We start from the raw sequence: 26,334 nt of genomic DNA, 5'->3' as shown, positions 1-26,334 counted from the left end.
CAATCGGAGCGCGCGGTGCCTGAGGAGAACATCCAAGCGCTGTTCAGCACCGCGGCCATCACCTCGTTCCGCTTGAACGGCCAGTTCCTCGCGATAGCCGAAGATCTCGCCGCACCCGCGGGCTTGACCGCCGCGTGGTGGCAGGTGCTCGGCGCCGTCCTCCACGAACCGCTCCCGGTCGCCGGAATCGCCAGGGAGATGGGGATCACCCGACAGAGCGTGCAGCGAATCGCGGACCTGCTGGTCGACAAAGGGCTCGCGGAATACCGCCCGAATCCCGCGCACCGCCGAGCCAAACTGGTCGCGGTGACCAAGGCGGGCCGCGCGGCGATCGACCGGATCGACCCGCCGCACGCGGAGTTCGCGAACCGCCTCGCCGCCGAACTCGGCGCGGACGAACTCGCCGACACCGTCGAAGTGCTGACCCGCCTGTCCGCCGCCCTGGACGCCCTCACCGAGGGCTGACGAACCTCCTGTCCGCGGCTTTACACGAGCCGCCGAACAGAAGGATCGATGGCCCGGCGGCGATCAGCCGAATGGTCGGGAGGTCTTGCCAACCAGGTCGGCGACGGAATCGAGGACCGTTGTCGGGCGGTAGGGGTATTGCTCCACCGACTCGCGGGTGGAGATGCCGCTGGTCACCAGGATCGTGCGCATACCCGCTTCCAGGCCCGCGACCACGTCGGTGTCCATGCGGTCGCCGATCATGACGGTGGACTGTGAATGCGCGCCGATGCGGCGCAGTGCCGAACGCATCATCAGCGGGTTCGGTTTGCCGACGTAGTACGGGTCGCGGCCGGTGGCGCGGGTGATGAGGGCGGCGACGGAACCGGTGGCCGGTAGGACGCCTTCGCGCGAAGGGCCGGTGGCGTCGGGGTTGGTGGCGATGAATCTGGCGCCGCGGTCGACCAGGCGGATGGCGGTGGTGATCGCTTCGAACGAATAGGTCCTGGTCTCGCCGAGCACCACGTAGTCGGGATCGCTGTCGGTGAGGACGTAGCCGATCTCGTGCAGTGCCGTGGTGAGCCCGGACTCGCCGACCACGTACGCGGTGCCGCCGGGGCGTTGCTCGTCGAGGAAGGTCGCGGTGGCCAGCGCGGAGGTCCAGATCGCGGATTCGGGGATGTCGAGTCCGGTGTGCCGCAGTCGGGCCTGGAGGTCGCGCGGGGTGCGGATGGAGTTGTTGGTGAGGACCAGGAAAGGGATGTCTTTCGCGCGCAGTTCGGCGAGGAAATCGTCCGCGCCGGGCACGAGATGGTTCTCGTGCACGAGGACGCCGTCCATATCGGTGAGGTAGGACAGGATCGGCTCGTCGTCAGGGGTCACCGGTCGATTATCGGCCACCCGGTCGACACGGCGTGGCGGGCCGGTGAACGGGAGCGTCACATCCGCCGGCTATGGTCGAAGACGGTTACGGCACGGCCGCGGCCGTCAGCGAGCGACAGGAGTGGCGCACACATGAGTGGTCTCAAACTCGGATACAAGGCGTCGGCAGAACAATTCGGGCCGCGTGAACTGGTGGAAATCGCGGTGCTCGCCGAGGAACACGGACTCGACAGCGCGACGGTCAGCGACCATTTCCAGCCGTGGCGGCACAAGGGCGGCCACGCGCCGTTCTCGCTGTCCTGGATGGCGGCCGTAGGCGAACGCACCGAGCGCATCCAACTTGGCACCTCGGTGCTCACCCCGACCTTCCGCTACAACCCGGCGGTGATCGCGCAGGCCTTCGCCACCATGGCCTGCCTCTACCCCGACCGGGTGATGCTCGGTGTCGGCACCGGCGAGGCGCTCAACGAGATCGCCACCGGCTACACCGGCGAATGGCCGGAATTCAAGGAACGTTTCGGCAGGCTGCGCGAATCCGTCGACCTGATGCGCGCGCTGTGGACCGGTGAGCGCACCGATTTCGACGGCCAGTTCTACAAGACGGTCGGCGCGTCCATCTACGACGTGCCCAAGGGCGGTGTCCCGATCTACGTCGCGGCGGGCGGTCCGCTGGTCGCGCGCTACGCCGGTCGCGCGGGCGACGGATTCATCTGCACCTCGGGCAAGGGCATGGACCTCTACACCGAGAAGTTGATGCCCGCGGTCGCCGAAGGCGCGGAAAAGGCGAACCGGCAGGTCTCCGACATCGACCGAATGATCGAGATCAAGATCTCCTACGACACCGATCCCGAACTGGCGCTGGAGAACACGCGATTCTGGGCGCCGCTGTCGCTCACCGCGGAACAGAAGCACAGCATCACCGACCCGATCGAGATGGAAGCCGCCGCCGACGCGCTGCCGATCGAGCAGATCGCCAAGCGCTGGATCGTGGCCAGCGATCCCGACGACGCGGTCGGCCAGATCAAGCCGTACCTGGACGCCGGACTGAACCACCTGGTATTCCACGCCCCCGGCCACGACCAGCGCCGCTTCCTCGACCTCTTCCAACGCGATCTGGCTCCCCGCCTGCGCGCGCTGACCTGAACCACACCCCCGCGAGGACCCCATCCACTCGGATGGGGTCCTTTCCGTGTCGGCGCCAACTCGAATCAACACGAAACCGACTCCGGTCCAGCCGAATACGATTGCCGGGTGATGAACGACGTGCGAACCCGCATTCTCGAGGAGGCATACCGACGTAGCCGTGGACCGATGGCGTATCTGGACGAGTCGTACCAGGTGCCGGACCCCTGGTGGCACCCGCCGAAACGTTCTACATCTTCACCGCGGTGATCGTCGAGTTCGACCAGATGGCCGAACTACGAGAGGGTTTGCGCGATATCGCCGGCAGCAACTGGTGGCACACAACTCAGGCCCTACTCGATGACAGCGGCCGCGCGAAAACCCGCGAGATGCTGAAATTCCTCGGTGAAGGCTCCGAGACCTGCATTATCGCCTTCCAGGTCCCTGTCGAGCACGACGACCACGACGGTGAGGTCGCACGCCGCGCCTGCTATCGGAGCCTGGCTGTCGAACTCGCCGCAGGCCGCGTGGGAGCCTGGAGTCCCGTGGACCTGTTCCTGCTCGAGGAACGCAATCAGAACAACTTCCGCGCCAAGAACAAGCTCAACCACACGCAGCTGATCTCGGAGACGCGGATCCCACAGCCGACTCGGCTGTTGCAGACCTCACCGGGGGTGGAACGTCTGCTGTGGCTGCCGGACCTCGTTTCCTCGGCCTACCGGCGCAGTATCACCCACAACGACGACACGAAGACCCTGTTCGATGCGGTCGAACACCGGGTCCACTTCGCGAAGCCGATCGACTGACAGGTTCCCGAACACCGATCCCCCGACACAAAGCAGCCCCCGGCTGCCGTAGCTACACCGAGGGCCTGACCAACTATCGCAACCGAAGTCGGGAACGCCGGCTCATTGCTCTCGACAACCTTAACACGGTTCCCATGTGATGTATGCCCGCTCGACCGAACCGACCAATGTCCGGCCTGCAACCGCGCCATCGGGACCGGCCGACCAGCCCCGCCCACGTCAGTACGCGCAGGCCGAGGGCGACGCGCTCAGCGCGGTTCTCATCCGAGCGCGAACATGTCCGGTTGGGCGCGAATCTGTCTCAGCGCAGGGCGTGTTCCAGATCGCCGAGCAGGTCCTCGACATCTTCGAGTCCCACCGAGATCCGCACGACCCCGTCGGAGAGTCCGATGGTGGCGCGGCCTTCCGGTCCCATGGCACGGTGGGTGGTGGTGGCGGGATGGGTGATGAGGGTTTTCGAGTCGCCGAGGTTGTTGGAGATGTCGACGATCCGCAATCGGTTGAGCACCTCGAACGCTCGCTTCTTCCCCTCTTCCTCGGGGGCGTCGAGTTCGAAGGTGACCACGGTGCCGCCCGCGCTCATCTGCGAGGTCGCGAGGCTGTACTGCGGATGCGATTCCAGGTACGGGTAGCGCACCCAGCTGACCGCGGAGCTGTCCTCGAGGAAGCGCGCGATCCGCAAGGCCGATTCGGTGGAATGCCGAACCCGCAGCGGCATCGTTTCCAAGCCCTTCAACAACGTCCACGCGTTGAACGGGCTCAGCGCCGGACCCGTGTGGCGCATCAGGTGTTTCACCGGGCCCTCGATGTAGTCGCGCGCGCCGAGGATCGCGCCGCCGAGCACACGGCCCTGGCCGTCGATGTGTTTGGTGCCGGAATAGACGAGCACGTCCGCGCCGAGATCGAATCCGCGTTGCAGCAGCGGTGTGGCGAAGACGTTGTCCAGCACCACTTTCGCGCCCGCGGCGTGCGCGAGTTCGGTGACTCGCCGCACGTCGACCAAGGTCTGCATGGGGTTGGCCGGGGTCTCGAAGAACACCGCGGCCGTCGGCTCGGACAGCGCCTGTTCCCACTGGTCGAGGTCCTCGCCGTCGACGAACACCGTCTCCACGCCCCAGCGCGGCAGGATCTCGTTGCACACCACGAAACAGGACCCGAACAGGCTGCGCGCGGCCACCAGCCGATCGCCCGCCTTCAGCAGCGCGCCGAGGGCGGTGAACACCGCCGACATGCCGCTCGCGGTGGCGAAGCACGCCTCGGCGCCGTCGAGCAGTCGCATCCGCTCCTCGAACATGGCGACCGTTGGATTGCCGTAGCGGGAGTAGACGAAATGCTCGACGTCACCGGTGAACGCGGCCTCGGCGGCTTCGGCGCTCTCGTAGACGAATCCCGAGGTCAGATACAGCGCCTCGGAGGTTTCCTCGAATCCGGAACGACGCAATCCGCCGCGCACGCCGAGGGTGGCCGGGCCGACGTTCCCGGGCAGTGGCTTGTCGAAGGCTCCGCCGGTGATCACGACTGCCGCCACGGCAGTCCGTCGGCGCGCCAGCCTTCGCCGCCGCGGTGGCCGGTGGCGTCGAGTCCGCCTTCGAAGCCCTGCACCACGTTGTAGGAGGGTGCGATGCCGAGTTGGGTCGCGATCGTGGCCGCGTTGGCCGAGCGCTGACCGGAGCGACACAGGAACACCACGGGGGCGTCGGCGCCTCGGCCCTCGAGCGCCTTGCCGAGCTGGTCGGCGAACCGGGGGTTGCGCGCACCGTTGCTGTCCACCCATTCGATCAGGTGGGTGGGACGATCGATGCCGCTGGTGTCGGGCACGCCGACGAAACGCCACTCCGCTTCGGTGCGCACGTCGACCAGGACGGCGTTCTCGTTGTCGCGCAATATCTCCCACGCCTGGGACGGGGTGATGTCACCGGCATAACTCATGTCGTACCTCCTGTGAATCCGCACTTGCCGCACCAGGTTTCGGTGCGAGGCCAGGTCGTCACCCGGAGCACCCCACCGCGGAGGAGGGTTGCCGACCAGCGAGCCGGGGCTTGGCGCTGGTTCTCATGACCTACGCATGAGATTGCCCGGACAACGGTCACGGTGTCAATCACATACCAGCCATTTGTCGCCCGCGCGGGTGAAATCCCAGGTCTCGGTGGTCTCCCGATCCCCGACCCGCACCGTGACCGCGGCCTTCGCCCGATCACCGTTCACGGTCTGGTCCGCGACCTTCGGGATGGTCGCCGTGTCGCCCGCGAACTGCGCGGCCAACGGGGATCTGCCCTCGTCGAATCCGTCGCAGGCGACCCCCGGCGGGGGTCTGCGGTCGCTCGCGTTGCGCGCACTGGCGTAATTCTGCGCCGCGCCCGCGATCCGATCCGCCTCTGTGACATTTTTCTCAGCGGGCGAAAGCACCCCGCCGATGACCACCGCGACCAGCACGATCGCCGCGAACACCGCCGCCGCCACGAACGGTAGAACGGTGCGCTTGTCGGTCTGGTCGACCACGATCGGCTCGTCGTCTTCCGGCGCGGTCGGCTTCTCGGTCATACACCGATGATCCCTGGTCGGCGCGGATAACCGACGCCCACCCCCGCACCCGCCGCGGCGGGATGCCGCTCAGGACCGGACGGTCGGTCGGTAGCCTGGAGGTATGGCCGGACGAACGGGTCGCGACGCCGGAGCACACCCCCAGTTCACGAGACCCCCACGGGCCGTTCGCCGGGTCACCGATAGAATCGCGAGACCGCGGCCTGCTGTCATAGCGAGAAGACAGCTCGGGGCGCGGCGAGCTGGTGGCCGTGCAGCGACGAGCCGGCAGCATCCCGAAGGGTGCCGCCCAAACGACGCGTGAACTTAGCCTAAGCTAAGAAGAACGCCATTAATTTCGACCAAAAGGTGCGCGTAAACAGATGACCGAACATGCAGCAGCGACACGTCCGCTTCGTATTGCGATCGTTGGCGCGGGCCCGGCCGGTATCTACGCCGCCGACGCGTTGATGAAGTCCGACGCCGAGGTGAGCATCGACCTGTACGAGCGCATGCCCGCGCCGTTCGGGTTGATCCGCTACGGCGTTGCCCCCGACCACCCGCGCATCAAGGGCATCATCACCGCCCTGCACAAGGTCCTGGACAAGGAACAGGTGCGGCTGCTCGGCAATATCGACTACGGCGTCGACATCACCCTCGACGACCTACGCCGCTTCTACGACGCGGTCATCTTCTCCACCGGCGCCAACGCCGACCGCGCCCTCGACATCCCCGGCATCGAACTGGACGGTTCCTACGGCGCCGCGGACTTCGTGTCCTGGTACGACGGGCACCCCGACGTGCCGCGCACCTGGCCGCTGGACGCGCGGAAGGTCGCGGTCCTCGGTGTCGGCAATGTCGCCCTCGACGTGGCGCGGGTGCTGGCCAAGACCGGTGACGAGCTGCTGCCCACCGAGATCCCGCCGAACGTCTACGAGGGCCTCAAGGCCAACAAGGCGCTGGAGGTGCACGTCTTCGGCCGCCGCGGACCGGCTCAGGCCAAGTTCACGCCGCTGGAGCTGCGCGAGCTCGACCACTCGCCGACCATCGAGGTCATCGTCGCGCCCGAGGACATCGACTACGACGAGGGTTCCGAGGCCGCACGACGGCACTCCAAGCAGGTCGACATGGTCGCCAACACCCTCGAGCAGTGGGCCATCCGCGACCACGGTGACCGACCGCACAAACTGTTCCTGCACTTCTTCGAATCACCGGCGGAGATCGTGGGCGACGCCGACGGCAAGGTCGTCGGGTTGCGCACCGAACGCACTCAGCTCGACGGCACCGGCAACGTCAAAGGCACCGGCGTCATCAAGGACTGGGACATCCAGGCCGTGTACCGCGCGGTCGGCTACCTGTCGCAGAACATCACCGCCCTGCCCTTCGACGACCAGGCGGGCACCGTCCCCAACGAAGCGGGCCGCGTACTGGCCGACGAGAACGCCGACGGACCAGCGCGCTACGTGCCGGGCACCTACGTCACCGGTTGGATCAAACGCGGCCCCGTCGGCCTCATCGGCCACACCAAGGGCGACGCCAACGAGACAGTGGCGTGCCTGCTCGACGACGCCCCGCACTTCGTGCCCGCGCCCGCGCCCGAACCCGAGGCCGTGATCGAGTTCCTCGAGGGCAAAGGCATCCCGTTCACCACCTGGCAGGGCTGGTACCGCCTCGACGCCCACGAACGCGCGCTCGGCGAACCCGAGGGACGCGAACGGGTCAAGGTCGTCGAACGCGAGGACATGCTGCGCGCCAGCGAACCGCACAAGGTCTGATCCGCGCCGCTGCCGTGCGGACGTGACGACACGGCAGCGGAAACTTCTCCGCTGAGGCATTCTGTACAAGTGTTCGATGCCCATGTCCACATCTTCGATCCGCGTTTCCCGCTGGCCGAGAACGACGGCTACCTGCCCGCGCCCTTCACCATCGCGGACTATCGAAAGCGCATGTCGCGCTTCGATATCCAAGGTGGCGCCGTAGTCAGCGGATCGTTCCAGGGCACCGATCAGAGCTATCTGAAGGCGGCGCTGGCCGAACTCGGCCCCGGCTGGGTCGGGGTGACCGCGCTCGACCTGGAAGCCTCCGACGAGGAGATCGTCGAACTCGACCGCGTCGGCGTGCGCGCGCTGCGGTTCAACGTCAAACGCGCCGCCGCCGACATCACCGCGATGACGTTGCAGGCGTTGCGCGCTCACGAACTCGTCGGTTGGCACGTCGAGGTCTACATCGACGGCAAGATGCTCACCTCGCTGCAGCCCGTCATCTCCAAACTGCCGTCGTTCGCCATCGACCACCTCGGCATGTCCGACGAAGGACTGCCCTATCTGCTCGACCTCGTCGACCGCGGGGCGCGGGTCAAGGCAACGGGTTTCGGCCGCGTGAGCATGAACGTCGCCAACACGCTGCGCCGCATCCACGCCGTCAACCCCGAAGCGCTCATGTTCGGCACCGACCTACCCGGCACCCGCGCGGGTCGCCCCTTCCGCGACTCCGACGTGGACCTGATCTGCGACGTGGTCGGCGTCGACATGTTCGCGGTGCTCGAGGACAACGCCCGCGCCTTCTACCGCCTACCGAGCACCACCGCCGCGCGCCCCGCCCACCGCGACGAAAGCCCCACCCTGCCGCTGCGCCGCGACCAACTCCCCACCCTCCCACCCGATGACACCATCCCGCTGCCGATCATCGAGCGGTGAGACGGTCTATACGGCGATCGCGCCCGCGACCCAAACACCGGTAGCGAGCAGCCCGCCGAACAGTTCGACGAGCATCGACAGACCGACGCCCTTGAGCGCGTGTTTCGTAGCGGGCCAAGCCAACTCGTTGTTGCCCAACCGCTGCAACTCCGAAAGATAGACGCCGAGAACGAATCCGATCAGCAGGCCGACAACAGGGACCACGAAGAACCCGACGATGCCGAGCAGCGCGCCGATCACCAGCGCCCGATTCGACACCCCCGCTTCCTTCATCCGCCGACCCGGCCACGTGTACTTCACCACCCCCGAGATCACCAGGAACGCGGTAGCCACCCCGAACACCGCCCACGCGCCCGCACCGCCCGTCATGAACGCCCACACCGCGATCGCCCCGAAGATCAGGATCACCCCCGGCAGCACCGGCACGATGATCCCCACCAACCCGACCAGAATCACCAGCCCGACGACAACCTCGCCCCAACCACTCACCGCTGATCCCTCCACTCACCGCGCCCAGTCACGCTGCCAGGATTCTCGCCCATCCCGAGCCCCCGCGCACCGCGTGCGCAACACAAGTTCACCAGTGCGTTTGATCGGCCTGTCGACCGCCTCCCCCCGCTTGCTCATGCGTCGAGACTCGGATCGGCGACCGGCTCCAGGACTTCGAGATATTCGAGATCTTCGCCATCGGGCGACAATCGCGGATCTGCGTATGCCTCGGCAGTGGCTTTCCATGCCTCGAGCAGAATTCTCAGGCGGTCGAATCTGGCCACAGCAATACATGCGCGAGCCGTGGCCTGGAACTCGGCGATGAATTCGGCGTGGGTGTGCTTCGGAAGCAACGCGATCCAGGGCAGCAGTACGGTGAGCCTGGTCGCGATCCGTTCCAACGCGACCTCGTCGAGGCTGGCGGCGAAAAGATGTCCTACGAAGCCGAGGGTCGTCAGTTCGTCCCTGCTCTCGGCTTCCTGGGTCAGACGGAGCGATGGCGCGCTGCGTCGGGTCAGAACCACCTCTCCTCCCCCCTCCAGTTCAGCGAGGACCTCGTTGGGATGTCTCAGGAACTCGGAGAATGTGGTCGTCGCCGTCTCGCCCATGAATCCATTACATCAGAACTAGTTCTGATGTGCCAGCGGGTTGGTGAGGATGTAGAGGCTTATGAGGAGGACCCAGGCGGGGAAGACGAGGGCTACCCAGACGCTGAGGCTTACCACCAGGAGGAGGAAGAGGGCGAGGGTGTAGGTGGTGATGACGAGGAGGCGGGGCATGAGGGCGGTGCGGAGCCAGATGGTGCCGAGGGAGATCATGAAGACGCCCGCCATGCGGACGGCGTAGACGCCGTTGATCTGGAGCATGACTTCGCGACCGAAATACACGAGATCGTCGTCGGGCGTCGCGACGTGACGGGCGGTGGCAAGGATGCCGCCCGCGATGGCCATCGACACGAAAACCATTGCGAGGAAAAGCAATCCGCTGCCGAGCATCACAGTGGAGAAGAAGCGGTCCTCGTAGTCGCCGAGGCGGTCGCGGATCACACCGAGGAACCAGAGGAAGGCGATGCCCGCGAGCGGGGAGACGATCAGCGCGATCTTGATGCGGACGCCGCGCGGGCCCGCCCATGCGGCTTCGCTGAACGGGTCGCCGGGCAGCGTGGTGCGCAGGAGCACGATGCTCACGGTGAACAGGACGGCGAAGACGATGCCCGCGACGGCGGCGGCGCGCGGGGTGGACAGGGGGCGGAGCCTTCTCGGCTCGAGATGCGCCATGCTCGACCTGCTTTCCTCCGCGGTGAACGCCGAAGATGCTAGGCGATAGCTGCCTATCGGAACGGAACCTGCGAGGAGTGTCGTGACCCGTGCGGTCACAGATGGTGGAGTCGGCGGAGCGTTATTGTCATACTGTCAATTACCCCGACTCCCCAGGGGCGCCGGCTCGACCGGTGCGCAGATCGACACGAACCGAGGTACGGCGTGAGCACACCATCCACCCCCACCGCGCAGGGCCCGCTCGCGGGCATCCGGGTCGTCGAGCTGGCGGGCATCGGCCCCGGCCCGCACTCGGCACTGCTGCTGGCCGACCTCGGCGCCGACGTGGTGCGGGTGCAGCGGCCGAACATGCTGCCCGGCCACATGGACCGGGCGCAGTGGCGCGGGCGGACCATCGTCGAAGCCAACCTCAAGGACCCGGCCGATGTCGAGCGGGTGCTCGGCCTCATCGAGAAGGCCGACGTCCTCATCGAAGGATTCCGCCCCGGCGTCACCGAACGCATGGGTCTCGGCCCCGACGAGGCCCTGGCCCGCAACCCGAAACTCGTGTACGCGCGGATGACCGGGTGGGGGCAGTCCGGTCCGCTCGCCGAACGCGCCGGTCACGACATCAACTACATCTCCCTCACCGGTGTGCTCAACGCCATCGGCCGCAAGGGTGAACGCCCGGTCCCGCCGCTCAACATGGTCGGCGACTTCGGCGGCGGCTCCATGTTCCTGGTGTTCGGCGTGCTCGCGGCACTGGTGGAACGGCAGCGCTCGGGCAAGGGGCAGGTGATCGACGCGGCCATGGTCGACGGTGCGCTCGCCCTGTCGCACATGATCTGGGGCATGCGCGGCGTCGGCCTGTGGACGGACGAACGCGGCACCAACCTGCTCGACACCGGCATGTCCTTCTACGACACCTACGAGACCTCCGACGGCAAATACATGGCCGTCGGCGCCATCGAACCGCAGTTCTACGCCGAACTGCTGCGCGGCCTCGAAATCGACCAGGAAGGTCTGCCACACCAACTCGACCCCGCCGGTCAGGACGAACTGAAGAAACTGTTCAGCGAGAAGTTCAAATCCAAGACCCGCGACGAATGGGCCGCGATCTTCGACGGCACCGACGCCTGCACCACCCCGGTACTGACCTTCACCGAAGCCGAACAGAACCCGCACATCGTGGCGCGCACCGGTCTGGTCGACATCGGCGGCATCGTGCAACACGCCCCCGCCCCCCGCTTCTCCCGCACCCCCACCACTATCCCGACCCCGCCGCCCACCGAGGCGACCCCGTTCGACGCGGTCTGGGCAGACTGAGACGCGAGTGCCCGCCGGATCCCGGCGGGCTACCCACAACTCACGCCGGATTCCAGGCGGACTGCCATCCGGGCGAATCGAGACTCACCTACACCGGGTTCATACGGGCTTACATACAGGCGCGCGGGCTGCCGGCGGACTAGGCGTGCGTCAGTGTCTGGTCCAGTCGGGCTGGGCGAAATCGGCTATTCGGGCCTCGGCTGGGTCGCGGCCGAGTAGGAGGACTTCACGGAACTGCCACAGCATCGCGCCGGTGGGGGCGTGGATGGTCATGTCCGGGGCGAAGCGCATCTGGAGTAGGCCGTGGCCCGGTGCGATGGGAGGTGGGGTTTCGGCGGGGAGGTCGTCTTGGCGGACGGCGTGCTCCGGGTGCACCCAGTGGGGTACGTCCTCGGCGGCGAGGCGTTCCAGGTCGATGAAGTGCACCGAGTGGACCTCGTCGGGGCTCGGGGTCAGTGTCTTGATGTCGGCGAGAGCGGCGACGAAGGGGGATATGACGAAGCCCGATGCGGCGGGAAAATCGTCGAGGCGGCCGATGATGTCGGTGGGGGCGGCCGTCAGTGCGAGTTCTTCGTGGAGTTCGCGAATCGCGGCTCGACTCGGGGTTTCGCCGGGGTCGAGGCGTCCGCCGGGCAGGCCCCACTGGCCCGCGTTGCGGCCGCGGTACGCGCGGCGGATGACGATCACGGCGGGGCGTCCGTCCGGGCTCGCCGCCACGCACAGCAGTACGGCGGCGCGGCGGATGCCCGGGTCGTCGGGCACCTCCAGGTGTGGGAACGCGCCCAACCGCGCCGTGGCCGACGCGCGGAACTCTTCGACATCGGCCGGTAAGCCGGATCCGGACAGCACAACCATCCTTCGATAGTGCACGATACGGAAACCCCGCTGGACGACGGACGGGTGAACAGAGCGGTGCCCGGTGCTCACCGCCGCCGATCGGTCGGGGTCGTTTCGGCCCTTCACGACCGCGCTCCCACGCGGACCCGTCAGTAGCAGGTCAATGGTTGTAGCGGGTCGGAGGCACGCGGGGTGAGAGCTTGGTAGGCGGCGGCGATGCCTTTGGCGGCGAGGCGGAGTTCGGGTTCGGAGTGGGTGTAGGGCAGGCGGAGAAAGCGTTCGTATGCGCCCTGCACGCCGAAGCGCGGGCCTGCCGCGAGCAGCACGCCGTGGTTGGGCGCGGTGGCGGCGAGGGCGGTCGAGACCGGGGCGGGGAGTTGGGCCCACAGCGACATGCCGCCGCGGCCGTCGATGACACGCCAGTCCGGCAGGTCCTCCGCGAGCGCGTCGAGCAGGGCGGCGCGTTGGGAGCGCAACTGGTCGCGGCGGCGGTCGAGGATGGCTTCGGCGTCGCCGAGCAGGTACACGGTGGCCAACTGGTCCATGACGGGGGTGCCGAGGTCGACCGTGGAGCGGATGCCGAGCAGTTTGGTGATCAGCGCCTGGTTGGTGCGGATCCAGCCGACGCGCAGGCCGCCCCAGAAGGATTTGGACGCCGAACCGATGGTGACGATTTCGGAGCCTTTGGCGAAGGCGGCGACGGGTGGAGGCGGCGGCGTGCCGTCGAGGCGGAGGTCGACCATGGATTCGTCGACTACCACCGTCATCCTCGTTTCCCTGGCGATGGCGGCGAGTTCGGCGCGGCCTTCGGCGTCCATGAGCAGGCCCGTCGGATTGTTGTAGTCGGGCACGAGATAGGCAAGGGTTGCGGCGGTTTGGCGGGCGGCGCTGCGTAATCCGTCCAGGTCCCAGCCCTTTTCGGGGTTCTCGGGGCGCAGCGGAACGGGAACGGGGCGCGCGCCGACGTCGCGGATCGCCTCGATGCCGTTGGGGTAGGTTGGGTGGTCGATGAGGACGCGGGCCGACGGCGCGGTGAGCACGTTGAGCAGCAGGCGCAGGCCGTGTTGCGCGCCGAGGGTGACCAGGATCTGGTCGGGTTCGGTGGGCAGACCGCGTTCGGTGTAGCGGCGGGCCAGCGCCTCGCGCAGCGCGAGCACGCCGACCGGGTCCATGCCGTGGGTGCCGAGGTAGGCCGGAAGCCCTTCCAGCGCAGCGGAATACGCTTCCTGCATCTCCGGCGGCGCGGCCATCGCGGCGTAGGTCATGTCGATGGTGGTGATCTCCGGTTTGGCCATCATGGCCACGATGCTGCGCGCGGGTCTGGTGCCGTCGTTGGGTAGGGCGGGCGGCAGCGCGACGGTGCTGCGCGAACCCTGTCTGCTGATCAGGTAGCCGTGTTCGCGCAGCAGCGCGTATGTGGAGGTGATGGTGGTGCGGCTCACGCCGAGGGTGGTCGCGAGGTCGCGTTCGCTCGGCAGCGCGACGCCGAGCGGCGCCCTGCCGTCGTGAATGAGCAGGCGGATGCCCTCGGCGAGCGCGAGATAGGCGGGGCGCGCGGACCGCTTGCCGGGTTCGCCGTCGCCGGTATCCGTATTGCGCCACAGGCCGAGATCCCTCGCCAGACTGCTCGCACCGATCACTCTCGTCGCCATACAGTCCAGTATTCAAGGATTGGATATTTCTTCGCAAGTCCAGTTCGCGGACTCTTGAATCATGACCGCACTGCTCGCCTTGCTGATACTGGCCGCCTCCGCCTACGCGATCCGACGCTTCGCCCCGCGCTCCGAGACGGACTTTCGACTACACCGTATCCACCCGAGGGATCATTCTGACTACGACTACCAGCGAAGATACTCGGATCTGAGCGCGGTGCACGCCCGCTACGAACCCGCCGAGTCCGCCGGGAAACCCGCCGCGCGCACGCTGCGGAACCCGTTGGCGTCACTGCCCGAATCGAACATCGGGGCGGCAAAGGCCAGTTTTGGGTAACTGGACTGGTATTCCAGAATTGTCAGACCGGAGGTGCACACTGTGCCCATGGGTGTCTCCACTCGACCGCCCGCGTACGCGGCACTGTTCGACACATCGATCGGCCGGTGCGCGGTCGCGTGGAGTGGGGACACCATCTTCCGGTTCGAATTACCCGACCCGCGCCCCGACGCGGTCCGGCGGCGGATCACCCGCGCGCACGGCGACATCGGCGTCGAGTCCGCCGAACCCACCTCGGTGATCGCCGAAGCGGTCGACCGCATCCGAGGACACCTCGCGGGCGAATCGGACGATCTGCGCGGGATCGCGGTGGACATCGAGGACCTCCCGGAATTCCACCGGCGCGTCTACGAGGTCACCCGCGCGATAGATCCCGGCCACACCCTCAGCTACGGCCAGGTCGCCGACCGGATCGGCGCGCCTGGCGCGGCCCAGGCCGTGGGGCAGGCGCTCGGCCGCAACCCGATTCCGCTGATCATCCCGTGCCATCGGGTACTCGCCGCCGATCACGCGCTGCACGGATTCTCCGCGCCCGGCGGTATCACCACGAAACTGCGACTGCTCGAGATCGAGCGCACACCCGGATTCGGAGAGCCGACGCTGTTCTGACCGGATGGTCACTCCGGTGGATGCAGGCGGTAGAACTCGCAGGGGTCGCCCGTGAGATAGCCGTCCATGCAGGCGAAGTAAGTCTGGATACAGCTGTTGGTGGAACATCCGAGTTCGAGCAATCGCTGCTGGATACGCCTGCTGCGGTCGACGCCGGACGGTGCGGAGGGGCTGGGTATCACGACGGTCGTCACCGGGACCGGCGCGCCCTTCTCCTCGGAACAGGCCGACAGCAATCCGACAGCGACTACCGTCAATGCACCGACAACCGCCAATCGCCCAGTCATCCACACCTCCACGTCGACCATCACAGACCGTACCGACGGATGGCGCGGCGCGATACTCAACGGGTGGAAACGCAGGTGGGGGCGGCCGATCGCCCCGGAACGGGATGACCTGCTGCGATGTTCGAGCTGTGCGCGGAACCCGGCGGCTCCGCGCACGAGCGAATCAGACCAGCGAACCCACCGCGCCGCCGACGACGCCGCCCACCGCGGCCGCCGGAAGACCGATCGCCGCGGCGCCGACCGCCGCACCGATGCCCGCGCCGGCGACCGTGGCCAACCCGGCGACCGGCAACGCCGCGACCAGGGCCGCGCCGACCGCGGGAACCGCGCCCGCGCCGCCGGTGGGCACACCTGCCGCGGCCGCCGCGATAGCGCCGCCCGCCGCCGTGCCCGCCACACCCACACCGAATCCGATACCCGCGCCGATCAATCCGCCGCCGACACCGCCGACCACCGCACCCGGAATCCCGGTCGCGGCCGCGCCGATCAGCGCGCCGGTGGCGATGTTGTTCGCCCGGTGCTGGTCGATCGATGTGGCCGCGGCGACCTGGGATTCGAGCTGCGCGAAACCGTCATTGACACCGGCCAGCAGATCGGCGGGCACCTCCTGCGGCATCGGCGCGGTGAAACCGGCCAGACGCAGCTCGTGCGGGGGCGCGACCGGCGGAGCCGGTTCGAGGACCGGCAGGTCGGGCGGCACGTCGGCGGCGCCCTGCGGCACCTGCATCGGGCGCGGCGGCGTCGGCTCGGCGTACTGCAGACCGGGATCCTGTTCGGGCGCGACGACCGGCGTATCCACCGGGCGCTCCGGTTCGGTGGTGATACCGGGCTGGCGCGGCTTCTCCTGCGGCACCGACGCGGGCTGCACCGGCTGCTCGGTCTGGCTCAGCCCCGGATTCGTCGGCGCGGCCGTTGGATCGGCGCTCGCGGTTCCCGCGCAGACCACGGCTAGTGCGATCGGCACCGCGCCCACCATCGCTGTTCGAGCCCCCGAGTTCTGTACCCGTCGATGCCGACCTGCCACGGCAAACACTCCCACTGCGTAAAGGCGAACACTGCGGGCCAGGATTTCCCATCGCGACCCGCGATCAACCCTATTCCCGGACAGTAAGTTACAGCACAATCGGCCCCGGCGGTTCGCGGCGGGCACGCCGAAGTCATTTACGCGGCTCACCACGGTATCGATCGCACGCCTCACCACGGCGTCGATCGCGCGGCGGACCAGCGTCCCGATCACAGCGGCCCACCACCATCCCCATGACGACGGCCCACCAGCGTGTCAATCGCGCGGCGCGCCGCGAATCAGCGCGCCCAGCGATTCCCGGTCGGTCACATCCATTTTCGCGCACGCGCGATACAGGTGACCTTCGACCGTGCGCACCGAAACGGTCAGCCGATCGGCGATCTGGCGGTTCGTCAAACCGGCCGCGACCAGGTTCGCGATCTCCCGTTCCCGCGCGGTCAACGGCAGCGGCTGGGCGGCTTGGCGCAGCGCGGGGGTGACCGCGCCGCCGCAGGCCGCGGCGAGTCGGTTGGCGGCGGAGGAAGAGTCGAAAAGGCGGCGGCGGTCGCCGGAGCGCGCGTGCGCCGATGCGGCTTGGGCGGCGGCGTCGGCGGCCGAGAGCAGCGCGCCGATCTCCTCGAAGACCGACGCGGCCGCGTCGAGTCCGGCGCCGTCGTGCGCGGCCAACGCCACCGCGTGCGCGGATTGCGCGCGCACGAGTCGGCCGTCGACCTCGGTGGCGAGTCGCGCCAGCCGCTCGGCCACCGAGGTGTCGCCGAAGCGGGCCGCGGTGTGCAACGCGGTCGCCTCGACCGCGAACTGGCGGCTGCCCGCCGCCGCGTCCGCAGCCCGCAGCGCCGCGCGGACCGCCGTCGTGACGCCGCCTTCGGCGCCCGCCAGGCACGCGCGGGCGATTTCGAGCATCGGGTCGTAGACCGCGGTGTGGTCGCCGCCGCGCCGCTCCGCGTCCTCGATGGCGGCGGCGGCCTCGGCCCGGCGACCGAGCGCCGCGTATGCCTCCGCCAATCGGATCCGCGCCGGAATGATCCACGACGCGACACCTTCGGCGATGGTGGCCGCCAACGCCTGCTCGAGGTGTTCGATGCCGTCCGGCAACCGTCCGCAGGCGACGTCGGTGATGCCTTGTGAGATCTTCGACATGGCCCACGCCAGATAGCGGCCCGGCGCCGAACAGTCGAAAGTGTGCGCGGCACACCGCTGCGCGGCGTCGAACTCGCCGCAGAGGACCAAGGCGAGCACTTCGGCGTGCGCGGAGATGGAACGGTTGAGTCCGTCGATGACCGACTCGACCTCGTGACCGCGCGCGGCACAGTGCGCGGCCGCGTCGGCCCGCCCCATCAGTGCCAGCGCGAATCCGCCGCCGAAGGACGCCCACCAGATCGCCCACGGCGGCGCGTCGTTCGCGCGCATCACCGTGTCGGCGTCGGCGACGGCGTCGGCGAGCCGGTTCTCGTTGACCGCGCACGCCGCGGCGAGACCCGCCACGACCAGCGCGCCCCTCGGATGCCGCACCCGGTCCCGCATGAGCGCGATCACCCCGCGCGCCCGGTCGCCGTCGCCCATGGCCCAGAACAGGTTCGACACCCTGGTCGAACCCCAGCGCGTCAACTGGACCTCGTCGAGCAGATCCGGGTCGAACCCGGTCAATGTCCGTTCGGCCTGCGCACGGCGGCCCTGCCACAGTTGCGCACGGGCCAGCAGGTCGGCGGCCTCGACGCCGCCGCCGCACGCGAGGGCGGCGCGCGCGAACCGCTCCCCCGACGCCAGATCGGCCAGATTGACGGCATCCGCGGCGGCCGCGAGCAGCAGCTCCAGATCCGCGGACGCGTCGCTGTCGAGCGCCAATTGGGCCAGTCGAATGCGGTCGGCGGCCGATTCGATCGGGCGCTGCCGCAACGAGGCATACAGCCGTCCGCGCATCCGCCGCGCCGACGCGATGCCCTGTCGATGCCGGATGACCTCGCCGAACAGCGGATGGTGGTAGCGCACCGCGAGCCGCCCCGCGTTCTGCACCACCCTGATCACGCCGTGGGTTTCGGCGGCCTCCACCGCGTCCTCACCCGCCAGCTCGGCGAGCACGTCCAGGTCGATCGGCTCGCAGAAGATCAGCAGTTCGAGGACACCGAGCACCGAATCCGGCAGTCGCTCCACGCGATCCGCGAGCAACGCCGCCAATTCCGCGGTGACCGAAGCCCGTCCGCGCAACTGCCACACCCCGCGGACCTGGCGCAACGTCCCCGCTTGCAGCGTGCCCTCCACGAGATGGCGCAGGAACAGGCCGTTGCCGCCGGAGGACTCCCACATCAGGTCGGCTGTGAACCCCTCGAGGTGCCCACCGAGCACGGATTCGACCAGAGCGACGCTCTGGCTGCGGCTGAACGGCGACAGGTCGACACGGACCAGATGGCTGTCCTTCCACAGCGAGGTCACCGCGTCGGGAACGGCCACTCCGCTGCGCACGGTCACAACGATCCGCGCGGCCCGATCGGTGGCCAATTGCAACAACAATGTGGCGGAGAGTTGATCGAGAAGGTGGGCGTCATCGACGCCGATCACGGTGTGTCCGTCGGCGAGCAGCGCCTCGCGGGCGGCGGCGATGAAGGTCACGGGGTCGCGGGCGGCGGTATAGACGCTGACCATGTGGGCGAACACCCCGAGCGGGATGCCGCGCGCGGACTCGGTGCCCGCGACCCAGCGGATGGTGCCGCCGACGGTGGCAGTGGCCTGCCTGGCCAGGGTCGTCTTGCCGACCCCGGCGTCACCGGTCACCACCGCACCGACGTAGTCGCGACCGGCGAGTGCGGATCGGATGGCGGCGAACTCGGTCGCACGCTCGATGATCGGCCACTTCCGAGCCATGGATCAACTGTAGATCTTCACCGCGTCCGATAATCCGAAGTCGGCCGTCGACGCCGAACGCGCGCACCCGGATAGGGTGCGACTTCAGCCGAGCACGTCGTGGCGCACGATGGTCTGGTCGCGGCCGGGACCGACGCCGATGCTGGAGATCCGCGCGCCCGACAACTCCTCCAGCCGCAGCACGTACGCCTGCGCGTTGGCGGGCAATTCCTCGAAGGTGCGGGCCGATGAGATGTCCTCCCACCAGCCGGGCAGCTCCTCGAAGATCGGCTTGGCGTGATGGAAATCGGTCTGTGTGGTCGGCATCTGCTCGACCCGCTCGCCGTCGATGTCGTAGGCGACGCAGATCGGCACCGTGTCCAGACCGGACAGCACGTCCAGTTTGGTGAGGAAGTAGTCGGTGATGCCGTTGACCCTGGTGGCGTAGCGGGAGATGACCGCGTCGAACCAGCCGCAACGCCGGGCGCGACCCGTGGTGACGCCGACCTCGCCGCCGTTCTTCGCCAGGAACTCGCCGAACTGGTCGAACAGTTCGGTCGGGAACGGCCCGGAACCGACGCGGGTGGTGTAGCACTTCAGGATGCCGAAGACGACGCCGATCTTGTTCGGCCCGATACCCGACCCGACCGCGGCGCCGCCCGAGGTCGGATTCGAGGACGTGACATAGGGATAAGTGCCGTGATCGACGTCGAGCAGCGTGCCCTGCGACCCCTCGAGCAGCACCGTCTCACCGCGTTCGAGCGCCTCGTTCAACCGCAGCCTGGTGTCGGCGATGCGATGCTTGAACCCTTCGGCCTGCTCGAGCACCTCGTCCACCACCTGCTGCGGGTCCAGCGCGCGCCGGTTGTAGATCTTGACCAGCACCTGATTCTTGAACTCGAGCGCCGCCTCCACCTTCTGAGTGAGGATCTTCGGGTCGAGCACGTCGGCGACCCTGACCCCCACCCGCGCGACCTTGTCCTGATAGCAGGGGCCGATGCCGCGGCCGGTGGTGCCGATCTTCTTGTTGCCGAGGAACCGTTCGGTGACCTTATCGATGGCCACGTGATACGGCATGATCAGGTGCGCGTCCGCCGACAGCAGCAGCCCGGAGGTGTCGACGTCACGCTCCTCGAGCCCCGCAAGCTCCGCGAGCAACACGCCGGGATCGACCACGACGCCGTTGCCGATGACATTGGTGACGCCGGGGGTGAGGATGCCGGACGGGATCAGGTGCAGCGCGAACTTGTCACCGTTGGGCAGCACAACGGTGTGACCGGCGTTGTTGCCGCCCTGGTATCGGACGACCCACTGCAGGCGGCCACCGAGCAGATCGGTCGCTTTGCCCTTGCCCTCGTCGCCCCATTGGGCGCCGATCAGGACGATTGCCGGCATGGTCTGTCTCCTACGAGTCGGGGGCGCGACACCGCGGTGTCGCAGCTACCTGCCGTGTGGAGGAGGTGGCCGGTAATTCATTTTAGCCGATGCCCCGTGACCGGCTCGGAACCGTATCGGAGCCGAGCCGTAGGGCGGGACCCCATGATCACGGCTATGGTTGGGCACGGAGCGCATCCCGAACGGGGTTCGCCCGGAAGTGGCGAGGGGGCCGACGGGTGTGTCGGCCGGACCTGAGGAGGGTTGTACGGCGGTTTGAGTACCCATGTTCTCCGCTGCGACGGCGCACCTGTCCCGATTGCCCTCTCCGCCTTACCCACCACCCAAACGGCAGCCATCCCAGAGACTTCCGTCGTCGACACACTGCTGCCCGTCCTCGCCGCCGACAGCCTGCCCCGGCTCATCGTGCTCGGTGACGACGCGGCGCTGGCCGCGGTACTCACCCACCTCATGCGCACCGAACGGCTGCACGTGGAAATCGGCTACGTCCCCGTCGACAAGACCTACGGCTCGCGCGCCTACGAGACCGGCACCGGCAACGCCGCCGCCAAACGCGCCATCGAAGGGCGCGCCACCGAGACACCGCTGATCCGCGACGACACCGGCACCGTCCTCGTCGGGCGCGCCACCATCACCGGCGTCGACAACAGCAGGCTCGAGGGCGAGGCGTACGTCGACGATTCCTTGCTGTTCCGAGGCAAGGTCAACGCGATGCTCGTCTCGCCGACCCTGCACCTGCCCGGAGTGCGGGCCGGAATACACAAAGGCCTGCGCAAGCGTCGCTGGATCGAAGGCAGGGCGGCGCAGCTCGGCAGCCCCGCCGCGCTGGTCACCAGGGACGGGATCCGCGGCGAACGACCCGTGCCGCGGTCCAGCTTCTACCGCCACGACGAATCCTGGTACCTGGTGCGATGAACGACCCGTACACACCGTCGCGGCCGGGCCGCGGCGCCGTTCGGCCGAGTCCCGTATTCCTGCTCGTCGTCGCGATCACCGTGGCGGGCGGCGTGCTTGCCTGGACCTCCGAATTGACCTCGACGCGCGCCGAGATCGGGGTGTTCGTACTGGTCGTCGCGGGCTGGATCGTCTCGCTGTGCCTGCACGAGTTCGCGCACGCCTACCTCGCGTGGCGGGCGGGCGACCGCGAAGTGGAACTGCGCGGCTACCTCACCCTGAACCCGCTGAAATACGCGCACCCGCTGCTGTCGATCGTGCTGCCGATCGTGTTCATCGCACTCGGCGGCATCGGCCTGCCCGGCGGCGCCGTCTACGTGCACACCCACGCCGTATCCGCACGCACCCAACGCCTCATCAGCGGCGCGGGCCCCGCCGTGAACCTGCTGTGCGCCATAATCCTGCTCGCGGTCATCCGGATATTCGGCAGCGGCTCGGCGCATTCCGCGTTCTGGTACGGACTCAGCTTCCTGGCCTTCCTCCAGGTCACCGCCGCCCTGCTGAACAGCCTGCCCCTCCCCGGACTCGACGGCTACGGGGTACTCGAACCTTCCCTCAGCTACCAGACCCGGCGCTCCCTCGACCAGTTCAAGCCCTTCGGCATGCTGATCCTGTTCGCCCTGCTGTTCACCCCCAGCATCAACCGAGTCTTCTTCGACGCCGTCTTCGCCCTCTACGAACTGTCCGGCGTCCCAAGGGATTGGGCAGGATACGGGGACTACCTCACCCGCTTCTGGCGCTGAGCGGATCGGGTCGCCCGATCCCCCCACGGACCGGGCGACCCACTCCGCCCGCTCGTTCGGGTTCGGCCACCCACCCCGTGACCGCTACCGCGCGAGACGCGGGCGGAGATGCCGACCGCGGCACCCCTCGACGGCCGCGATCTCGAAAACGAGATTATGGCCGGGAGGCGCTCTGGCACACGAGTAGTGGACTACGCGAAAACCGGGGAGTCAGTCTTGTGGGCGCACATACGGATTGGGGACCGTCGGGGGCAGCAGGGCGATCGCCGAGATGCGTTGCATACCGCACACCTGCATCAGATCCACCACGATCGACCTGAGCTGCGCGAACACCACGTGCGCAGAAAGCCCGGCGCCGGCTACCAGTTCCGGCCGTGCGCCCTTCGCGACCGTGCGCAGCGCGCGCGCCGCCTCGGCCCGATCCGGTTGCTCCCCCGGATCGGCCAGCATCATCGCGCGCACCACTCGCACCGCGCGCGCGAGGCCATCGACCTCATCGATCAAGCGCGGATCCAGGATCTCGTCGTCGTTGACCAGGGTGAGCGAACGGCGCAGCAGCACACGGGCGTTGCGGACCGCGTTGTCCAGTGGATCCGCGGTCGCACGGATGCGTTCGAGGCGGGCGCGCGAATTCCAGTACAGGGGTGAGATGCGGCTGATCTCGCGGCCGCCCTCCAGAGTCGAACGCAGCGAATCGATCTGCGGTTGCGTCGCGCGCGCCGCCGCCAACGCCGCGCGGATCTTGTCCGGATCCTGTTCCAGCAGACCGTCCGCGCACCGCGACAGCCCGTCACCGAGCACCGCGAGCACCTGCGCGGCATGATCGCGGGCGCGCCGCACCGGATGCAGCGGAATCGCCGCCACCATCACCACCCCGACCAGACCGCCGACCAACGCGTCGATCATGCGCGACAGGCTGCCGCCCGCCGACGGCGGCATCAACGTGGCGACCAACACCGCCGACCCGGCGGCCTGCATCGTGATGATCGAACCGCCGTCGAGGAACACCGCCAACGCCATCGCCACCGCGACCACGAGCGCGATCTGCCACACCCCGGTGCCCGCGCGGCTGATGAACAGATCACCGATGCCGATGCCGACCGCGACACCGACGACCAACTCCACCGACCGTTTCAGCCGCGCGCCGAACGAGATACCGATCGACACCACCGCCGCGGTCGGCGCGAAGAACGGCAGCGCGTGACCGATGATGTCGTGCGCGACGAACCACGCCAGCGCCGCACCCAGCGCGCACTGGACGATCGGCAGCGCCGAAAGACGCAGCCGCGCCAGCGAACGACGCAACCGATCCTTACCGCTGTCGCGCGCGACCCGCGAAAACCGCCGGGGCGAACTCAGCCCAGACCCAACTCGGCGGCCGCACGAGGATCGCAATCCTCCAACAGATCCAGGCAGCGGGCGTACTCCTCGGACTCGCCGACCGCGCGCGCCGCCCGCGCCAACGCGGCCACACTGCGCAGGAACCCGCGATTCGGTTCGTGACTCCACGGCACCGGACCGAAACCCTTCCAGCCGTTGCGGCGCAACAGGTCGAGGCCGCGGTGGTAACCGGTGCGCGCGAAGGCGTAGGCGGCGACGATATCGTGGTTCACGATCGACTCGTCCCCCGCGGCCTTCGCGATGTCGATGCCACCGCGCGTCAAGGCGGCCTCGGCCAGCGCGGCCCAGGCGATGGAGGCGGCCGGATGATCGGCGGCGACCCGAACCGGGTCGGTACCGTCGAGCAGCGCGTCCTCCGCCTCCGAGATTTCGGGAAGCAGTACCGGCTGGGGTCCGAGCAGATCACCGAACGAGGTCATGCGCATCATTCTTGCACCGGGAACCCGGTCGGGGACGCGCGCGTCCCGGCGTCACGAATATTTCCAGCCGGTCGCTAACGACCGCGGCCGCACGAGGCGATCCATAGACGGACCTCGGTCGGCCGGGGCCGTTAGGCTGACCGTCGAGTTCCACTGATCCGCCCGAGCCGAGGGGTATGAGGTGTCCGACCCGAACGACGAGAAGAACCCGGCGCGAGGAAGCACCGAGGCCGCGAAGGCACGCCCGGACACCTCGGCGCGGCCGTCGTCCGGTGGTGCGGACCGTCCCGCCGAGAAAGCCGCACCGCAGGCCGATCCGAAGCCGACGCCCGGTTCGGGGAGTGCCGGTGCGGAGGTGCGCGGTGGGTCGGGCGCGAGCGGCGGATCGGCGAGCGGAGGTGGTCGTGCCGGTGCGGAGACGTACGGTGGCGGCTCATCCGCGGGTGGCAGTTCGACCACCAGCGGCGGGTCGACCGCAGGCAACAGTTCGGTGACAAACGGCGGTTCGGCGGCGCGCGGCGGTTCGGCAGCAGGCAGCGGATCCAGCGCGAGTGGGAGTTCAGTGGCAGGCGGCGGTTCGGCAACGGGCGGCGGTCCAGCAGCAGGCAGCGGATCCAGCGCGAGCGGGAGTTCAGTGGCAGGCGGCGGTTCGGCAGCAGGCGGCGGATCGAGTGCGAGCGGCAGTCCGGCAGCGGGCAGCGGATCGGCAGCAAGCAGCGGATCGAGCGTGAGCGGGAGTTCAGTGGCGGGCGGCGGTTCGGCTGCGAGCGGAGATGGGGCACGTACGGGCGGTGACCGTGCCCCGGATTCCGCACCGGCGAGCGAAGGTGGTCGGCAGGCACCGGCGGGTGGCGGATCGACGGAGAGGGGTCGGCCTGCCGGTGGATCCGCGGCGCCGAATGTCGGTGCGGCCTCCGGTGACCGGCCGTCGGGGCCGGATGGGGCCGCGTCCGGCGGGCGTCCGCAGCAAGGTGCGGGTGGACCGGGCGGTTGGCTCGGCGGTCGGGGGCAAGGTGGTCGACCGGCGCCCGGCGCGCGCGGCGGGATGTTCGGCGAACCCGCTGTATTCCGACGTGAACCGTTGGGAGCGGCTCAGCGCGGTCAGGACGCACCAGGCGGACCTGAGAACCCACAGGCAGGCGGTACACCGAGTGTCCCGGACACAGCGCACGCCCCCTCTGACGACCGGACGGTATCGATGAATACCCGCCCCGCGGGAGACGGCGGTTCCAGCGGCACCGCGAACACCGGGGGCGCCCCGGCGGGCCGCACTCCCGACCAAGACGGCAAGACGACCGTCGTCCGCCGCGACGGAACCCCCGCGCCCGGCAAACCCTCCGGCGCACAGCCGACTCCCGGCACCGGACGTGGACCGACAGGCGGACCCACCGATCGAACCGTGCGTATCCCCGCCGCCCCACAAGGACCGAACCCGCCCCGCCAGGGCGGTCCGGCCGGCCGCGGCGGCGCGACAGCAGACGGCCCCGCACCGGCAAAGCCCGGCCCGACGCCAGGCGGATCCGGTGCCGAAACGCCGGAAGTCGGCGCAGCGGCAAGCAGCGCAGCGATAAATCGCGGTACGACAGCAGGCAACGCGGTAACGAGCAACGCGGCAGCGGCTCGCGGCGTGGCAGCAGGCGGCGGCAAGGCAGCAGGCGGCACGACTCCAGGCAGTGCGACTCCAGGCAGTGCGACTCCGGGCAGCACGGCAACAGCTCGCGGGGCGACAGCGGACAGTGGCGCGACTCCGGGTGGCGGCACAGCACCGGGCAGCGCGACGGGAGGCAATGCGACTCCGGGCAGCACGACTCCGAGCAGCGCGGCAACAGCTCGCGGGGCGACAGCGGGCAGTGGCGCGACTCCGGGTGGCGGCACAGCACCGGGCAGCGTGACGGGAGGCAGTGCGACTCCGGGCGGCACGACTCCAGGCGGCACGACTCCAGGAAGCGCGACCCCGGGCAGCACGGCAACAGCTCGCGGGGCGACAGCGGGCAGTGGCGCGACTCCGGGGGGCGGCGCGACTCCGGGGGGCGGCACAGCACCGGGTGGCGGCACAGCACCGGGCAGCGCGACGGGAGGCAGTGCGACTCTGGGTGGCGGCGCGGCTACCGAGGACGCGAACAAGGCGGCCACTGCGGCGGGTTCTCGGACTTCCGCGGAACCGGCGGGCGCCTCTGGCGAGGGCGGTAGCGGCACGGCGAGCGGGGGTGCATCGGTCGCGGGTGGTGGTCGTGGGGCCGCACCTTCCGGCGAGCCCGCGAAGGGTGCCCAGCCACGTGCCGCGGCCGACGCGGCTG

The 26,334-nt window shown here is 68.7% G+C and carries 25 protein-coding genes and 1 riboswitch; of the genes, 10 read left to right on the top strand and 15 right to left on the bottom strand.

Annotated elements, in window-relative coordinates; genetic code table 11:
- Positions 1 to 15 precede the first annotated feature (15 nt).
- Positions 16 to 465 carry a MarR family winged helix-turn-helix transcriptional regulator gene (locus tag IT779_RS17810; RefSeq protein ID WP_332838853.1) on the top strand — a complete coding sequence of 150 codons (450 nt, stop codon included), beginning with the start codon at positions 16 to 18 and terminating at the stop codon, positions 463 to 465.
- 63 nt (positions 466 to 528) lie between these two features.
- On the opposite strand, the gene IT779_RS17805 is transcribed toward IT779_RS17810, so the two are convergent.
- A complete protein-coding gene (locus tag IT779_RS17805) occupies positions 529 to 1,284 on the bottom strand; it encodes an HAD-IIA family hydrolase (RefSeq protein ID WP_198428680.1) in 756 nt (251 codons plus the stop codon).
- A gap of 174 nt (positions 1,285 to 1,458) precedes the next feature.
- Between IT779_RS17805 and fgd the strand changes: the two genes are divergently transcribed.
- Together fgd and IT779_RS17795 are read left to right on the top strand one after the other, a co-directional pair.
- Positions 1,459 to 2,469, top strand: a complete 1,011-nt coding sequence (gene fgd / locus IT779_RS17800; protein ID WP_196150468.1) for a glucose-6-phosphate dehydrogenase (coenzyme-F420) — start codon at positions 1,459 to 1,461, stop codon at positions 2,467 to 2,469.
- Positions 2,470 to 2,678: 209 nt separating this feature from the next.
- A complete protein-coding gene (locus tag IT779_RS17795; RefSeq protein ID WP_232541872.1) occupies positions 2,679 to 3,254 on the top strand; it encodes a hypothetical protein in 576 nt (191 codons plus the stop codon).
- A 301-nt stretch (positions 3,255 to 3,555) separates the two neighbouring features.
- Here IT779_RS17795 and IT779_RS17790 read toward each other — a convergent pair whose 3' ends face one another.
- The 3 genes from IT779_RS17790 to IT779_RS17780 all read right to left on the bottom strand — a co-directional run bounded on the left by IT779_RS17790 (position 3,556) and on the right by IT779_RS17780 (position 5,795).
- A complete protein-coding gene (locus tag IT779_RS17790; RefSeq protein ID WP_196150795.1) occupies positions 3,556 to 4,770 on the bottom strand; it encodes an O-succinylhomoserine sulfhydrylase in 1,215 nt (404 codons plus the stop codon).
- Complete coding sequence (locus IT779_RS17785) at positions 4,767 to 5,183, bottom strand: rhodanese-like domain-containing protein (protein ID WP_196150467.1); 417 nt, start codon at positions 5,181 to 5,183, stop codon at positions 4,767 to 4,769. The genes IT779_RS17790 and IT779_RS17785 overlap by 4 nt, the downstream gene beginning before the upstream one ends.
- A gap of 15 nt (positions 5,184 to 5,198) precedes the next feature.
- A riboswitch (SAM riboswitch) is annotated at positions 5,199 to 5,314 on the bottom strand.
- 34 nt (positions 5,315 to 5,348) lie between these two features.
- On the bottom strand, positions 5,349 to 5,795 hold the full coding sequence (locus tag IT779_RS17780; protein ID WP_196150466.1) for an Rv0361 family membrane protein: 447 nt from the start codon (positions 5,793 to 5,795) through the stop codon (positions 5,349 to 5,351).
- A gap of 362 nt (positions 5,796 to 6,157) precedes the next feature.
- Here IT779_RS17780 and IT779_RS17775 point away from each other — a divergent pair, with 362 nt between their 5' ends.
- Together IT779_RS17775 and IT779_RS17770 are read left to right on the top strand one after the other, a co-directional pair.
- Complete coding sequence (locus tag IT779_RS17775) at positions 6,158 to 7,549, top strand: FAD-dependent oxidoreductase (protein ID WP_196150465.1); 1,392 nt, start codon at positions 6,158 to 6,160, stop codon at positions 7,547 to 7,549.
- 69 nt (positions 7,550 to 7,618) lie between these two features.
- Positions 7,619 to 8,470, top strand: coding sequence for an amidohydrolase family protein (locus IT779_RS17770; protein ID WP_196150464.1), 852 nt, complete (start codon positions 7,619 to 7,621; stop codon positions 8,468 to 8,470).
- Between the two features lie 6 nt (positions 8,471 to 8,476).
- On the opposite strand, the gene IT779_RS17765 is transcribed toward IT779_RS17770, so the two are convergent.
- The 3 genes from IT779_RS17765 to IT779_RS17755 all read right to left on the bottom strand — a co-directional run bounded on the left by IT779_RS17765 (position 8,477) and on the right by IT779_RS17755 (position 10,236).
- A complete protein-coding gene (locus tag IT779_RS17765) occupies positions 8,477 to 8,959 on the bottom strand; it encodes a DUF456 domain-containing protein (RefSeq protein WP_196150463.1) in 483 nt (160 codons plus the stop codon).
- Positions 8,960 to 9,093: 134 nt separating this feature from the next.
- Positions 9,094 to 9,567, bottom strand: a complete 474-nt coding sequence (locus IT779_RS17760) for a hypothetical protein (RefSeq protein WP_232541871.1) — start codon at positions 9,565 to 9,567, stop codon at positions 9,094 to 9,096.
- Between the two features lie 18 nt (positions 9,568 to 9,585).
- Positions 9,586 to 10,236, bottom strand: coding sequence for a hypothetical protein (locus IT779_RS17755; protein ID WP_196150462.1), 651 nt, complete (start codon positions 10,234 to 10,236; stop codon positions 9,586 to 9,588).
- Positions 10,237 to 10,440: 204 nt separating this feature from the next.
- Here IT779_RS17755 and IT779_RS17750 point away from each other — a divergent pair, with 204 nt between their 5' ends.
- Positions 10,441 to 11,541 carry a CaiB/BaiF CoA transferase family protein gene (locus tag IT779_RS17750; RefSeq protein ID WP_196150461.1) on the top strand — a complete coding sequence of 367 codons (1,101 nt, stop codon included), beginning with the start codon at positions 10,441 to 10,443 and terminating at the stop codon, positions 11,539 to 11,541.
- A gap of 150 nt (positions 11,542 to 11,691) precedes the next feature.
- Here the strand turns inward: IT779_RS17750 and IT779_RS17745 are convergent, their stop codons facing one another.
- Together IT779_RS17745 and yczR are read right to left on the bottom strand one after the other, a co-directional pair.
- Positions 11,692 to 12,396: an NUDIX hydrolase gene (locus IT779_RS17745; protein WP_196150460.1), complete on the bottom strand. Its 705-nt coding sequence runs from the start codon at positions 12,394 to 12,396 to the stop codon at positions 11,692 to 11,694.
- Between the two features lie 131 nt (positions 12,397 to 12,527).
- Positions 12,528 to 14,030, bottom strand: coding sequence for a MocR-like transcription factor YczR (yczR, locus tag IT779_RS17740; RefSeq protein ID WP_196150459.1), 1,503 nt, complete (start codon positions 14,028 to 14,030; stop codon positions 12,528 to 12,530).
- Between the two features lie 61 nt (positions 14,031 to 14,091).
- On the opposite strand from yczR, the gene IT779_RS17735 reads away from it, so the two are divergent.
- The gene (locus IT779_RS17735) at positions 14,092 to 14,367 is read left to right on the top strand and encodes a hypothetical protein (RefSeq protein ID WP_196150458.1); all 276 of its coding nucleotides are present in this window, start codon (positions 14,092 to 14,094) and stop codon (positions 14,365 to 14,367) included.
- 48 nt (positions 14,368 to 14,415) lie between these two features.
- On the top strand, positions 14,416 to 14,976 hold the full coding sequence (locus IT779_RS17730; RefSeq protein ID WP_196150457.1) for a methylated-DNA--[protein]-cysteine S-methyltransferase: 561 nt from the start codon (positions 14,416 to 14,418) through the stop codon (positions 14,974 to 14,976).
- 8 nt (positions 14,977 to 14,984) lie between these two features.
- On the opposite strand, the gene IT779_RS17725 is transcribed toward IT779_RS17730, so the two are convergent.
- The 4 genes from IT779_RS17725 to IT779_RS17710 all read right to left on the bottom strand — a co-directional run bounded on the left by IT779_RS17725 (position 14,985) and on the right by IT779_RS17710 (position 20,520).
- Entirely contained in the window at positions 14,985 to 15,263 is a 279-nt protein-coding gene (locus IT779_RS17725) for a hypothetical protein (RefSeq protein WP_196150456.1), read from the bottom strand.
- A 163-nt stretch (positions 15,264 to 15,426) separates the two neighbouring features.
- A complete protein-coding gene (locus tag IT779_RS17720) occupies positions 15,427 to 16,227 on the bottom strand; it encodes a hypothetical protein (protein ID WP_196150455.1) in 801 nt (266 codons plus the stop codon).
- A 315-nt stretch (positions 16,228 to 16,542) separates the two neighbouring features.
- The gene (locus tag IT779_RS17715) at positions 16,543 to 19,146 is read right to left on the bottom strand and encodes a LuxR C-terminal-related transcriptional regulator (RefSeq protein WP_196150454.1); all 2,604 of its coding nucleotides are present in this window, start codon (positions 19,144 to 19,146) and stop codon (positions 16,543 to 16,545) included.
- 84 nt (positions 19,147 to 19,230) lie between these two features.
- Complete coding sequence (locus tag IT779_RS17710) at positions 19,231 to 20,520, bottom strand: adenylosuccinate synthase (RefSeq protein WP_196150453.1); 1,290 nt, start codon at positions 20,518 to 20,520, stop codon at positions 19,231 to 19,233.
- Positions 20,521 to 20,775: 255 nt separating this feature from the next.
- On the opposite strand from IT779_RS17710, the gene IT779_RS17705 reads away from it, so the two are divergent.
- Entirely contained in the window at positions 20,776 to 21,435 is a 660-nt protein-coding gene (locus IT779_RS17705; protein WP_232541870.1) for a hypothetical protein, read from the top strand.
- Complete coding sequence (locus IT779_RS17700; RefSeq protein ID WP_196150451.1) at positions 21,432 to 22,217, top strand: site-2 protease family protein; 786 nt, start codon at positions 21,432 to 21,434, stop codon at positions 22,215 to 22,217. Before IT779_RS17705 ends, IT779_RS17700 begins: the two co-directional genes overlap by 4 nt.
- Before the next feature lie 210 nt (positions 22,218 to 22,427).
- Here the strand turns inward: IT779_RS17700 and IT779_RS17695 are convergent, their stop codons facing one another.
- Both IT779_RS17695 and IT779_RS17690 read right to left on the bottom strand, forming a co-directional pair.
- A complete protein-coding gene (locus tag IT779_RS17695; protein WP_196150450.1) occupies positions 22,428 to 23,522 on the bottom strand; it encodes an FUSC family protein in 1,095 nt (364 codons plus the stop codon).
- Between the two features lie 50 nt (positions 23,523 to 23,572).
- A complete protein-coding gene (locus IT779_RS17690) occupies positions 23,573 to 24,037 on the bottom strand; it encodes a DUF3151 domain-containing protein (protein ID WP_196150449.1) in 465 nt (154 codons plus the stop codon).
- Positions 24,038 to 26,334 lie beyond the last annotated feature (2,297 nt).

This window comes from Nocardia bovistercoris (assembly GCF_015674855.1).
Classification (GTDB): Bacteria; Actinomycetota; Actinomycetes; order Mycobacteriales; family Mycobacteriaceae; genus Nocardia; species Nocardia bovistercoris.
The sequence above is the reverse complement of the archived record's forward strand: the minus strand, read 5'-3'. Positions and strand labels throughout refer to the sequence as shown.

Excerpts from the sequence above, each read along its gene's own strand:
- IT779_RS17690 (WP_196150449.1), bottom strand. The coding sequence starts at position 24,037 with ATGACCTCGTTCGGTGATCTGCTCGGACCCCAGCCGGTACTGCTTCCC.
- IT779_RS17745 (WP_196150460.1), bottom strand. The coding sequence starts at position 12,396 with ATGGTTGTGCTGTCCGGATCCGGCTTACCGGCCGATGTCGAAGAGTTC.
- IT779_RS17725 (WP_196150456.1), bottom strand. The coding sequence starts at position 15,263 with ATGACTGGGCGATTGGCGGTTGTCGGTGCATTGACGGTAGTCGCTGTC.
- IT779_RS17775 (WP_196150465.1), top strand. The coding sequence starts at position 6,158 with ATGACCGAACATGCAGCAGCGACACGTCCGCTTCGTATTGCGATCGTT.
- IT779_RS17805 (WP_198428680.1), bottom strand. The coding sequence starts at position 1,284 with ATGGACGGCGTCCTCGTGCACGAGAACCATCTCGTGCCCGGCGCGGAC.
- IT779_RS17715 (WP_196150454.1), bottom strand. The coding sequence starts at position 19,146 with ATGGCTCGGAAGTGGCCGATCATCGAGCGTGCGACCGAGTTCGCCGCC.
- fgd (WP_196150468.1), top strand. The coding sequence starts at position 1,459 with ATGAGTGGTCTCAAACTCGGATACAAGGCGTCGGCAGAACAATTCGGG.
- yczR (WP_196150459.1), bottom strand. The coding sequence starts at position 14,030 with ATGGCGACGAGAGTGATCGGTGCGAGCAGTCTGGCGAGGGATCTCGGC.
- IT779_RS17785 (WP_196150467.1), bottom strand. The coding sequence starts at position 5,183 with ATGAGTTATGCCGGTGACATCACCCCGTCCCAGGCGTGGGAGATATTG.
- IT779_RS17700 (WP_196150451.1), top strand. The coding sequence starts at position 21,432 with ATGAACGACCCGTACACACCGTCGCGGCCGGGCCGCGGCGCCGTTCGG.
- IT779_RS17760 (WP_232541871.1), bottom strand. The coding sequence starts at position 9,567 with ATGGGCGAGACGGCGACGACCACATTCTCCGAGTTCCTGAGACATCCC.
- IT779_RS17780 (WP_196150466.1), bottom strand. The coding sequence starts at position 5,795 with ATGACCGAGAAGCCGACCGCGCCGGAAGACGACGAGCCGATCGTGGTC.
- IT779_RS17710 (WP_196150453.1), bottom strand. The coding sequence starts at position 20,520 with ATGCCGGCAATCGTCCTGATCGGCGCCCAATGGGGCGACGAGGGCAAG.
- IT779_RS17735 (WP_196150458.1), top strand. The coding sequence starts at position 14,092 with ATGACCGCACTGCTCGCCTTGCTGATACTGGCCGCCTCCGCCTACGCG.
- IT779_RS17755 (WP_196150462.1), bottom strand. The coding sequence starts at position 10,236 with ATGGCGCATCTCGAGCCGAGAAGGCTCCGCCCCCTGTCCACCCCGCGC.
- IT779_RS17730 (WP_196150457.1), top strand. The coding sequence starts at position 14,416 with ATGGGTGTCTCCACTCGACCGCCCGCGTACGCGGCACTGTTCGACACA.